The 11,583-nt window shown below is 32.7% G+C and carries 13 protein-coding genes; 1 reads left to right on the top strand and 12 read right to left on the bottom strand.

Annotated features, from left to right (window positions below; translation table 11 throughout):
* The 5 genes from secA to B3C18_RS08805 all read right to left on the bottom strand — a co-directional run.
* A partial coding sequence (gene secA / locus B3C18_RS08825; RefSeq protein ID WP_291145532.1) for a preprotein translocase subunit SecA occupies positions 1-2,387 on the bottom strand: 2,387 nt, incomplete at its 3' end.
* 87 nt (positions 2,388-2,474) lie between these two features.
* The gene (locus B3C18_RS08820) at positions 2,475-2,696 is read right to left on the bottom strand and encodes a DUF2795 domain-containing protein (RefSeq protein WP_007138072.1); all 222 of its coding nucleotides are present in this window, start codon (positions 2,694-2,696) and stop codon (positions 2,475-2,477) included.
* Between the two features lie 262 nt (positions 2,697-2,958).
* Entirely contained in the window at positions 2,959-3,528 is a 570-nt protein-coding gene (locus tag B3C18_RS08815) for a cob(I)yrinic acid a,c-diamide adenosyltransferase (protein ID WP_056201758.1), read from the bottom strand.
* 149 nt (positions 3,529-3,677) lie between these two features.
* Entirely contained in the window at positions 3,678-4,211 is a 534-nt protein-coding gene (locus tag B3C18_RS08810) for a hypothetical protein (RefSeq protein WP_291145525.1), read from the bottom strand.
* A gap of 33 nt (positions 4,212-4,244) precedes the next feature.
* Positions 4,245-4,931: an ABC transporter ATP-binding protein gene (locus B3C18_RS08805; RefSeq protein WP_291145522.1), complete on the bottom strand. Its 687-nt coding sequence runs from the start codon at positions 4,929-4,931 to the stop codon at positions 4,245-4,247.
* Between the two features lie 290 nt (positions 4,932-5,221).
* Here B3C18_RS08805 and B3C18_RS08800 point away from each other — a divergent pair, with 290 nt between their 5' ends.
* A complete protein-coding gene (locus B3C18_RS08800; RefSeq protein ID WP_291145519.1) occupies positions 5,222-5,881 on the top strand; it encodes a DUF6565 domain-containing protein in 660 nt (219 codons plus the stop codon).
* A gap of 300 nt (positions 5,882-6,181) precedes the next feature.
* Here B3C18_RS08800 and B3C18_RS08795 read toward each other — a convergent pair whose 3' ends face one another.
* From B3C18_RS08795 to B3C18_RS08770, 7 genes are all read right to left on the bottom strand, one after another.
* Positions 6,182-6,583, bottom strand: coding sequence for an XRE family transcriptional regulator (locus B3C18_RS08795; protein ID WP_291145516.1), 402 nt, complete (start codon positions 6,581-6,583; stop codon positions 6,182-6,184).
* A gap of 127 nt (positions 6,584-6,710) precedes the next feature.
* Positions 6,711-7,562: an alpha/beta fold hydrolase gene (locus B3C18_RS08790; protein ID WP_291145514.1), complete on the bottom strand. Its 852-nt coding sequence runs from the start codon at positions 7,560-7,562 to the stop codon at positions 6,711-6,713.
* A gap of 50 nt (positions 7,563-7,612) precedes the next feature.
* The gene (locus B3C18_RS08785; RefSeq protein WP_291145511.1) at positions 7,613-8,392 is read right to left on the bottom strand and encodes a class I SAM-dependent methyltransferase; all 780 of its coding nucleotides are present in this window, start codon (positions 8,390-8,392) and stop codon (positions 7,613-7,615) included.
* Positions 8,393-8,412: 20 nt separating this feature from the next.
* Positions 8,413-8,898 carry an FKBP-type peptidyl-prolyl cis-trans isomerase gene (locus tag B3C18_RS08780; protein WP_291145508.1) on the bottom strand — a complete coding sequence of 162 codons (486 nt, stop codon included), beginning with the start codon at positions 8,896-8,898 and terminating at the stop codon, positions 8,413-8,415.
* Positions 8,899-9,019: 121 nt separating this feature from the next.
* The gene (locus tag B3C18_RS08775) at positions 9,020-10,882 is read right to left on the bottom strand and encodes an ABC-F family ATP-binding cassette domain-containing protein (RefSeq protein ID WP_291145505.1); all 1,863 of its coding nucleotides are present in this window, start codon (positions 10,880-10,882) and stop codon (positions 9,020-9,022) included.
* Positions 10,883-11,104: 222 nt separating this feature from the next.
* Positions 11,105-11,323, bottom strand: coding sequence for a hypothetical protein (locus B3C18_RS26020; RefSeq protein WP_414655345.1), 219 nt, complete (start codon positions 11,321-11,323; stop codon positions 11,105-11,107).
* Positions 11,324-11,358: 35 nt separating this feature from the next.
* Positions 11,359-11,550: a hypothetical protein gene (locus B3C18_RS08770; protein WP_291145502.1), complete on the bottom strand. Its 192-nt coding sequence runs from the start codon at positions 11,548-11,550 to the stop codon at positions 11,359-11,361.
* Between the last annotated feature and the right edge of the window lie 33 nt (positions 11,551-11,583).

The following is an 11,583-nucleotide window of genomic DNA, read 5'->3' as shown; positions in this document are numbered from 1 at the left end:
AAACGTTTACGAACACCAAAGTTATTTTCTTCTACTTTTTTCTGAGCACGTTCGATAGATTTAGTCATCATAGAATGCTGAATAACTTCACCTTCTTTCAATCCCATTCTGTCCATCACTTTCGCAACTCTTTCAGAACCAAATAAACGCATTAGGTTATCTTCAAGAGAAACATAAAATTGAGAACTTCCCGGATCTCCCTGACGACCAGAACGACCACGTAACTGTCTGTCAACACGACGAGAATCATGACGCTCTGTACCCACGATTGCTAAACCTCCGGCAGCTTTTACTTCTGGAGATAATTTAATATCGGTACCACGACCTGCCATGTTTGTTGCAATAGTTACAACTCCGGCTTTACCAGCTTCTTCAACGATTTGTGCTTCTTGCTTGTGCATTTTAGCATTCAATACGTTATGCGTGATTCCTCTCATTTTAAGCATACGGCTTAATAATTCTGAAATCTCTACAGAAGTTGTTCCAATCAATACTGGTCTTCCAGCTTGTGATAATTCAGTAACATCTTCAATAACAGCGTTGAATTTCTCACGTGTTGTTTTGTAGATATAATCTTCTTTATCTTGTCTCAACATACCACGGTTAGTTGGGATTTCAACAACATCTAATTTGTAGATCTGCCATAACTCTCCAGCTTCTGTAACCGCTGTACCAGTCATACCGCCTAATTTGCTGTACATTCTGAAATAATTCTGTAATGTAACTGTAGCAAATGTCTGTGTTGCAGCTTCGATCTTTACGTTTTCTTTAGCTTCGATCGCTTGGTGTAAACCGTCAGAATAACGACGACCATCCATGATACGACCTGTTTGCTCATCGACAATCATAATTTTGTTGTCCATGATAACGTATTCTACATCTTTTTCAAAAAGAGCATACGCTTTTAAAAGCTGTGTAAGAGTGTGAATACGCTCGCTTTTTACTCCAAAATCCTGGAATAATCTTTCTTTAGCTTCAGCTTCACCGTCTTTGTCCAGTTTTTGTTTTTCGATAGCAGCGATTTCAGTTCCAATATCCGGAAGTACGAAAAAGTCAGCATCTGTATCTCCTGAAAGGTATTGAATACCGTTATCAGTCAATTCTACCTGATTATTTTTTTCTTCAATTACAAAATACAAAGCTTCATCCACTTTATGCATTTCGCGATTGTTATCCTGCATGTATTGATTTTCAGTTTTTTGAAGCAATTGTTTAATTCCTTCTTCACTTAAAAATTTAATTAATGCTTTATTTTTAGGTAAACTTCTGTAAGCTCTTAATAATAAGAAACCACCTTCTTTAGTATTTCCTTCTTTGATTAATTTTTTAGCTTCTGCCAAGAAACCATTCGCCAACTGACGTTGTTGTGCAACTAAGTTTTCGATTTTTGGTTTCAATTCATTAAATTCATGACGATCTCCCTGCGGAACTGGTCCTGAAATAATAAGCGGTGTTCTTGCATCATCAATTAATACAGAATCGACCTCGTCGACAATAGCATAATTGTGTTTTCTTTGAACTAAATCGCTAGGCGAGTGTGCCATGTTATCTCTTAAGTAGTCAAAACCAAACTCATTGTTAGTTCCGTAAGTGATATCAGCATCGTAAGCTTTTTTTCTTTGTTCTGTACTTGGCTGGTGATTATCGATACAGTCTACAGATAAACCGTGAAATTCGAATAAAGGTGCTTTCCATGTGCTGTCACGTTTTGCTAAGTAGTCATTTACCGTTACTAAGTGAACTCCGTTACCAGTCAAAGCATTTAAGTATAATGGAAGTGTAGCTACTAAAGTTTTACCTTCACCCGTTTGCATTTCGGCAACTTTACCTTCGTGCAAAACCATTCCACCAATCAACTGAACATCATAGTGAATCATGTCCCAAGTGATGTCTTTTCCGGCAGCATTCCATTTGTTAGCCCAGATAGATTTTTCACCATCAATAACAATATATGGTTTTGTTGCAGAGAATTCGCGGTCTTTTGCAGTTGCAGTAACCTCGATATGAGAGTTTTCTTTAAAACGACGAGCCGTTTCTTTTACTACAGAAAACGCTTCTGGAAGAATTTCCAATAAAGTTTTTTCAGAGATTTCATAAGCTTCTTTTTCAAGAGCGTCTATTGCATCATAAATATCTTCTCTTTTGTCGATATCCTCAATATTTTCAACTTCAGCTTTTAGAGAAGCGATTTTAGCATCTTTATCTGCCCTTGCTTCTTTAATTTTTTCTTTAAAATAAGCGGTTCTCGCTCTTAGTTCGTCATGAGATAAACTCATTAAACTAGTTTCGAAAGTCTTAATTTTGTTTAAGTAAGGTTGTAAAGCTTTGACATCTTTTTGAGATTTATCACCTACAAAGACCTTAATGATGCTATTTATGAAACTCATAATTTATTTGTATTTCTTTATTATATAATATGTATTTGAACCAAAAAAAAAGCCTCTATGATGAGACTTTTTCCTTTGGTTTATTTTTTAATATTCATCCTCATTCCAAAGATAATCTTCGTCTGTTGGATAATCAGGCCAAATTTCTTCCATTGATTCATATATCTCGCCTTCGTCTTCTATTGACTGAAGGTTTTCTACTACTTCTAATGGAGCACCAGCTCTAATAGCGTAGTCAATAAGTTCGTCTTTGTTAGCAGGCCATGGCGCATCACTTAAATAAGATGCTAATTCTAATGTCCAATACATCTGTTATCTGTTTAGTTTGTGCAAAAATAAATTTTTTACTGAAAAAGACAAGTAAAATTTGATTTATTTTAATAAAATTTAAGAACGTCCCTTGTTAAATTCCAATATTTAAATTTCAAATTCCAAAAAAGGCGTTTAAAAATCAATATTTAAATTCCAAATCCCAATGTTGGAAGGTTATTTTTGTATGTTTCTAAATTCAAAAGAATTTAATTTTTTCTTTGGAATTTGGGATTTCAAAAATTTGGAATTTGCAGAAAATTTATTTTCTGGGTATCCATTTCACTTCCTCCGCTTTAAGGTCTGAGGACAACTTTCGTGCCAAGACAAAAAGGTAGTCAGAAAGTCGGTTTAAGTACATAATTGCGATTTCGGGAACGTGTTCATTATGACTTAAATGTACTGCCAAACGCTCTGCGCGGCGGCATATACAGCGGGCAATATGACAATGTGACACGGTTGGATGACCGCCCGGTAAAACAAAATGAGTCATTTGCGGAAGACTTTCTTCCATTTTATCTATTTCGTTTTCGAGTAATTCGATATCCGAGTCAATTATTCCGAGATTTTTTAAGCGGAGTTCTCCGTTTTTTAAAACTTCTTTTTCCTGCGGAGTTGCCAAAATGGCGCCTACAGTAAAAAGACGATCCTGAATTTCTATTAAAATAGTTTTATAACTCGAATCGATTTCCTGATCGCGAATTAATCCGATATAGGAATTTAATTCATCAACAGTTCCGTAACTGTCAATTCTGATATGATCTTTAGGAACACGCGTGCCTCCAAAAAGAGCTGTTGTTCCTTTATCGCCTGTTTTGGTGTATACTTTCATTTTTTTAAAAGATGCTAAGGTTCTGAGATGCTAAGATTCTAAGTTTTTCTTCTCTTTGGGTTAATCTTGTTTCTTTAGATTCTATCCCGATAGTTATAGAGACTAAGTTTGCGATGTGAATTATATAAAGGTGTTACTTGCAATTTTTATTAGTTTTCCCATTCGCCATCTTCTTCTGCTTTTTTCTTTATTCCATCAATTAATGATTTCTCATCAATTATTATTTTTTCGCCTTTATTTTTCTTGAACTCTATAAATATCATGTATAGTGTGAAATTATTCCAATTGTATAATTTGTTCACTACAATTTTTTTCTTTGTGTTTTTAAAAACTAAAGTGTATCCTTTTACATATCCTGTCTTTGATACGCTAACCTTAATTTGGATGTTTACTGTTTTAATATCAAAGGTTTCAATCCAATCATTATTGAAATTGCTCCCGAAAATATTTAATTTTTCATTATCAAATTCTATTTTATATACAAAAACTTTTGATTCATTATAGATTAAGTATAATGTCACAAATAAAAAAAAGAGAATAAAAAGTATAGAAATAATATTAAATCCAGCTTTATTTATTGGGATCAATGTAAATATTAGAAAAACTAAAATTTTAATTTTTATATCTTTTCCAAACCTTTTCCTAAATGGAATTTTTTCAGTTTCAAATGTAATTTTTTCCACAGATTTATTCGATTTACAAAAAAAAACGAATAATTATTTCGTCGTGTCACTTTCAATTAAACCATCACGCAAACGAATAACTCTGTGTGCGTAGGCAGCGATATCTTCTTCGTGAGTTACTAAAATTACAGTATTTCCTTGTGCATGAATATCTCCAAAAAGCTTCATGATTTCTACAGAAGTTTTGCTGTCTAAGTTTCCTGTTGGTTCATCGGCCAGAATAATCGAAGGTTTATTGACCAAAGCTCGGGCAATGGCAACACGCTGGCGTTGTCCTCCAGATAACTGATTTGGCTGGTGATCCATTCTGTCGGCTAGATTTACTTGTTTTAAAACCTCAGTTGCTCTCGCATTTCTGTCTGATTTTGAATATCCGGCATAAATCATCGGTAAAGCAACATTGTCTAAAGCCGTAGTTCTTGGTAAAAGATTAAAAGTTTGAAAAACAAATCCGATTTCGGTATTGCGAATTCCGGCTAGTTCATCATCACGCATTTGGCTGACATCTTTTCCGTTTAAAACATAACGTCCGGAAGTTGGTGTATCCAAACAACCTAATAAATTCATTAAAGTTGATTTTCCAGATCCCGAAGGTCCCATTAAAGCGACATATTCGCCTTTGTTGATTTCTAAATTAATTCCTTTTAAAACATAGACGATTTCATTACCAAGTACAAAATCTCGTCTTATGTCAGTTATTTTAATTAATGGATTTGCCATTTCGTTTTACAATTTTGGATTTAAAAGTACAAAACACTTTTCATAAAAATGATAAGTAGTTTAGAAATGGATTTTGTTACAAAAGCTTTTTAATAGATATGTATTAAAATAAATATGCTTTTTAAAGCAGAAACGGTTATATCATTTCCGATTGATTTTGCATAATTGTCATTATTTTATGAATTTTATAGTATTAAAATGTTTTTAAATTTTCAAACATGACAATAATGTAATTTGTTTGCTTAGCTATTTGGTAAATTTGATTATAATTAATTAAAACAATCAGTATTATGAAAAATATTCAAATGGTATTAGGAATCGCATTAATTGCATTAAGCTTTACATCGTGTAAAGATGAAAAACAAGAACAAGCTCAGAAAAAAGTTGACGCTTATGTAGCTTACGTCGATTCAGTTAAAAATGTTTCAGCAGAAAATTTAAAAGCAGACTGGAAAGCAGTTGATGCTGAATATGACAGAAGATCTCAGGAAGCTCAGGCAGCGTTAGCAGATTTAAAAGATAATTCGGCTGCGACCGAAAAAATAAATGCGAGCAAAGTTAAATATGAAGAGTTTAAAAATGAGATGACCACCGTTTTTGCCCCTCCAGCTCCAAGTCCGAAACAACAATTAAGAAACGCCTTATTTGGTGAAGGAAAAATTGGCGATGATATGAATTTTGACTGGGTAAATGCTAAAAATATTCACAGTGTTTATCAACAATTTGTTCACACTGTTGAAGATAACAAAGATAAATATTCAAGAGAAGACTGGGATGAAGTTAAACTAATGTATGAAGCACTTGACAGCCGTAAAAATACAGTTGAAAAAGAAGGACTTACATCTGAAGATAACAGAAAAATTGCCGGTCTAAAAATTAAATTTGCACCAATGTATACTGTTAACAGAATGGGTGCAAAATCTGAAGAAAATAAAGAAGCTAAAAAATAATTGTAAATATTTTGAATTAGTAAAAAATGACAATCAGAAATGGTTGTCATTTTTTTTATGCTTTTAATTTAAACTATTTAATTTAAACTAATACTTGTCACTTTTGATATACGGTTTCATTCCATTAGGAATGTTTCGTAGGTAGAAAGAATAGAGGCTAGACACGATTTACGTTCCGTAGGAACGTTTGATTTTGACATCGCTATTTTAAAATCAGGCATATCAAACGTTCCTACGGAACGTAAAACGATGATGAAAATATAATTTTCTACCGACGAGATGTTCCTACGGAACAAAGAATTATTTTCCAATTAGTTTTTCAAGCTTTGCCATCATTTCATCTTTCTCTTTCAGCATACGCTCATATAATGCAATTTTTTCTTCATGCAATTGAATAATCTTTTCAATTGGATTGTAGTTATTAATTACTAATCCAGTTGCGTGATCATGGGCGTTGAACGTACTTGCAATAACATTTACTGCCTGCTCTTCATCAAAATTTTGAAAAGCTTCAACAGGAATTTTCAAAGAATTAGAGATTTGTCTAAGCAGTTTATCTTCAATTACATCTTTTTGTTCGAGTATAGAAATTTTCTTCTGGTTCCAGTCTTCTCCCAAATCATAAGCCAAAGCTTCCTGTTTGATGCCAAGCATTTCTCTGAAGCGTTTTACGTTTCTTCCCTGATGAATTTTCTGTTCCATAATAAAAGTCTTTTTTCTAAAGGTTCAAAGATAAAGCTATCTGTGCTAAAAGTGTGAATTTCAAAGATAAAAAAACATCTTATAAAACGGCTGTTTTGTCAGATATTATATCCCAATTTAGAAAATCCTAATTCTCGAATTTTCTTAAATCTTGTAAAAAGAGTTCCCAAATGCTTTCTTTAAACTTATTTTTAAAAAAGCCAAAATGCCCAATATCTTTTACGCCAAATTCTTCGGCTTTTAAATGTGTTCTGGTGACTTGAGCGTTTTTAAATTGTGAGGCAATCCAGTTTATTGCAGGAACAGTTGCATAAAAATCATTGTCAATACTATAAGATACGATTTTGCATTTAATTTTATCATAATGCTCTTTTACATTGTCGATACAATCAAAATGATAATTTGGTTTTTTGCACCATTTTGCCCATTCCAGAGCCATTTCTTTTGGTAAATCTTCCATACGGGTAAAATGACTGGAAGGTAAATAATTGAAAATTCTGCAAAATAAAGGTATAGTAACATACCACAAGAATTGCATTTTTAGTCTTTCAAATCCTTTCCAATGAATCCAGCTTCCGGATTGTGAAACGGTCATAATTACACCGTCAAATAAATTATTTGAAGGAACTAAACCTATAAGCTGGCCGCCAATACTGTGTGTTATGATAAATATTTTGCTGTCAGGCTTTTTATTCTTGACATATTGAACCACACTTTCAAAGTCGTTTTGAGCCCAGTTTGTTGCGGTTGTAGAAAACTTTTTTAGAGATTCTGGTTTTGAATCGCCAATTCCGCCATAATCAAAGGTGAAAACAGAATAATTGTTTTTAGATAAAAACTTTGAAAAATTGTGATAATAATTTTGCTTTACTCCTGTGGCAGAAGCAATAATAACACAATTAGCATTTGGATTGTCTGAAAGAAATTCAGTTACAGCTATTGCATATTGTAAAGGTGTATCAATTTTGATTGCATTCATATAAACTTCGTATAGTAACAAATGTAATAAAAATTGTATACTGAAATTTATTAGGCGCGAATCACAAAATGTTCTTTTTCCTGTTCGTATCTAAAAAATACAAAACCCCATTGAAAAGTATCGATCGTAACTTTTACTTTTGGATAATTTTTTATAATCTCCCAGGCTTCTTCCATTTCCGGTGACCAATGTATATCGTCAAAAATCCAAACCGAATCGTTATTTATCGTTTGCAGTAAAATTTCAAAATAAGTTAAAGTTGCTTTTTTTGAATGATTTCCGTCAAAATATATTAGATCGTAACTCTTAGAATTTAGGTTTTCTGAAATTAAAAAAGATTCAAATTCTGAAATTATATTTTCGACATTTTTGCAATCAAATTTGTCTAACTGATTTTGGGCTGTATTTGCCGTATTTGGACAGCCTTCAATTGTAATAACCTTTGCATCAGTATTTCCTAATGCAAGGGCAGCAGTTGCCAAGCCTAGCGAAGTACCAATTTCAAGAATATTTTTTGGCTGAAAATAATTAGTGACGCGAAATAATAATTCAGCGCGTTTTGGAGAAATTCCGGCTGTAGATGCGATTTTAGAAATCTGTCTTCTGTTTGATTTAAAGACTTTAGAGCCTGCGCCAAAATCAGTTACTTCAATAAAATTTTTATTTTCAAGAAGCGATTTTCTATAATTTTTCAGAATCAAATATTCGCGTTTTGGCTTCTTATCATAAAAACATTTGGTAAGCAAACTAAAAACAAAAGGCGAATGAACACCATGTTCGTTTTTAGAATTCCAAAGAAATTTTAAATAAGATTTGATTTGAAAAAGCATGCCGAAATTTTGAAAATATCTTAATTAATTGATTTTAAAGTAATATCAAATACCAAAACAGATCCACCCGGAATTCCGTTGTAATCTCTGCTTCCGTAACCTAAATGCGCGGGAACTAAAAGAACGCCTTTTCCTCCCGGTTTAAAAAGTTTAATTCCTTCTTTCCAGCCTTGAATTACCTGACTTAAACCAAATGCAATACCTTTTTTATCTTCTTCTTTCGGTACGTCTTTGTCGCTTTCATCAAATACATTTCCGTTTGTAAAATAACCTTTGTAAACAACCGTTACATTTGCGTTAGCATCAGGAAATTTTTCGCCTTCCCCTGGCTCATTTATAATATAATATAAACCAGAATCTGTTCTTGTTGCAGTTAAGTTATTTTTAGCCAGGTAATCTTTAATTTCTTGTTCATTCTGAGCGGTATAATCTTTAACTTCATCTTTATCTTTAGAACAAGAAACGAAAAGAGTCAATGCTAATAATGCTGTTAAAAGTTGTTTCATATTTTATTTTTTTGAAATAATTAAATATTTTGTTTCACAGAGATTCACAAAGAAAACGCAAAGATTCACAAAAAATTTCGTGCACCTCTGTGCTTTCTTTGTGAATCTCTGTGTAAGTAGCTTATCCTTCGATTTTAGCCGAAAGTTCGAACCAACGTTCTTCTTTCGCTTCGATTTTATTGATTATGGTTTGAAGTTCATTTGCTTTCTTTTCAATATCAGCATCAGCAACTTTTCCATCAGCAAATAATTGCTCGATTTTAGTTTTTTCGATTTCTAAATCTTTGATTTCTCTTTCGATTTTTTGATATTCTTTTTGCTCATTAAAGCTTAGATTTCCGGTTGGATTATTTTGTTTCCAATCTTTCTTTTCAGCCTTGTTTTCTTCTTTTTGAGCCACATCGGCACTGTCTTCATAAGCACGGAAATCAGAATAGTTTCCTGGGAAATTTTCGATTTCGCCTTGTCCTCTAAAGATAAATAAATGATCAACAATTTTATCCATAAAGTAACGGTCGTGCGAAACAACCAATAAACATCCCGGATAATCTAAAAGAAAACTTTCCAGAACGTTAAGCGTTACAATATCCAAATCGTTTGTTGGCTCATCAAGAATCAAAAAGTTTGGGTTTTGAATTAAAACCGTACATAAATACAAACGTTTTAATTCTCCTCCGCTTAATTTTTCGACATAATCGTATTGTTTTTTCGCATCAAAAAGAAAACGTTCCAATAATTGCGAAGCCGAAATAATTTTCCCTTTTGCAAGCGGAATATATTCTCCGTATTCCTTAATAATATCGATAACACGCTGACCCGGTTTTGGGTTAATTCCAGATTGTGTATAATAACCAATTTTAATCGTATCTCCTTTTACAACTCGGCCGCTGTCTACCGGAATTGTTCCAGTAAGCAGATTTAAAAAAGTAGATTTTCCGGTTCCGTTTTTACCAATAATTCCGATTCTTTCACCACGCTGAAAATCAAAACTAAAGTTATCCAGAATAACACGGTCTTTGAATTTTTTAGAAAGTTTATGAAGCTCAATAATTTTGCTTCCCATTCTTTCCATATTAATTTCAAGCTCAACCTTATTATCTTTTCGTCGGCTTTGTGCTTTTTCTTTAATTACATAAAAGTCATCCTGACGCGATTTAGACTTGGTTGTTCTCGCTTTTGGCTGGCGGCGCATCCATTCTAATTCTTTAACAAATAAGTTTTTAGCTTTGTCAATACTAGAATTTTCAGAAGTAATTCTTTCTTCTTTTTTCTCTAAATAATAAGAGTAATTTCCTTTGTATTGGTATAATTTTCCGTTGTCTAATTCGATAATTTCGTTGCAGACACGCTCTAAAAAGAAACGGTCGTGCGTTACCATAAACAACGTAATATTTTCTTTGGCAAAATAACTTTCAAGCCATTCGATCATTTCAAGATCTAAATGGTTGGTTGGCTCATCCAGAATCAATAAATCAGGACGATTGATTAATATGATCGCCAATGAAAGACGCTTTTTTTGTCCTCCTGAAAGATTTTTTACTTTAAGTTTAAAATCTTCCAGTTTTAATTTGAATAAAATTTGTTTGTACTGCGTTTCAAAATCCCATGCATTATGCTGATCCATTCCGTCAAAAGCTTTTTGATACGCTTCTTCGTCATTTGGGTTTTCAAGCGCTTTCTCGTATGCTTCGATTATTTTAAGCGTTTCATTATCAGATGCAAAAATGCTTTCTTCAATCGTAAGTTCATCCTGCAGATTATTGTCTTGCGAAAGAAACGCCATTCTAATTCCTTTTCTCAAAACAACTTGTCCCGTATCCGGTTCGTCTAAGCCATTAATAATGCTCATAATGGTTGTTTTACCAGAACCATTTTTGGCAATAAAAGCGATTTTTTGGTCTTTGTTGATTCCAAATGAAATGTTGTCAAAAAGGACTCTTTCGCCAAATGACTTCGAAATATTTTCTACAGATAAGTAATTCATTATAATTTATTGCCTAACAAGGCTTTTTATGTTTTTAAAATTAAAGAGGTCTCTAATTAGGTCTCTAATTTTAAATAGGAGTTTAATTACGACGCTGCAAAGATACTCCTTTGAATGAAACAAAAAAAGATAGATAGACTATCTAATATTAAAACTTATGTAAGGTTAATTTAAGCTTCTTATATATTGGTTTATTTGAATAAAATAAGTGTTTCGTATTTTTTATCTCGTTATTAACCAGAGATCAAGGGATAAAGCACCACTGCCGTTGATGACAATAATTAATAATATAGAAAGAAGCATAACAAAATATTCAATTCCTTCGCCTTTTTTGTTTCCTGACCAATTCATTGCCCAGCCATCTGAAGCATGAAAAAATAATGCTCCGGTAAAAATGATAAAATTGACACCAGCGGCAATTCTTCCTAAACAGCCAAGTATTAATAATATACTTCCAATGGATTGGCCAATAATAATTAACCATGCAAGTAAACAGGAATATTTTTCGATTTCATACTGATGATGGTTTCTTTTATACCGACGCCGCCGCCTAAATCATCAAACCAGCCGAAAAGTTTTTGCATGCCGTAGGGAAATATAATAATCCCAGCCACAATTCTTAAGAAAAAATAAACATAATTTGTATCTGTTTGAAGAAGTTCAATCATAGTTATTTCATTTTAAAAGTAAAAATAAGTAAT

Source organism: Flavobacterium sp. UBA7680, from assembly GCF_002482975.1.
Taxonomy (GTDB): Bacteria; Bacteroidota; Bacteroidia; order Flavobacteriales; family Flavobacteriaceae; genus Flavobacterium.
This window is presented reverse-complemented; position numbering and strand designations above follow the sequence as displayed.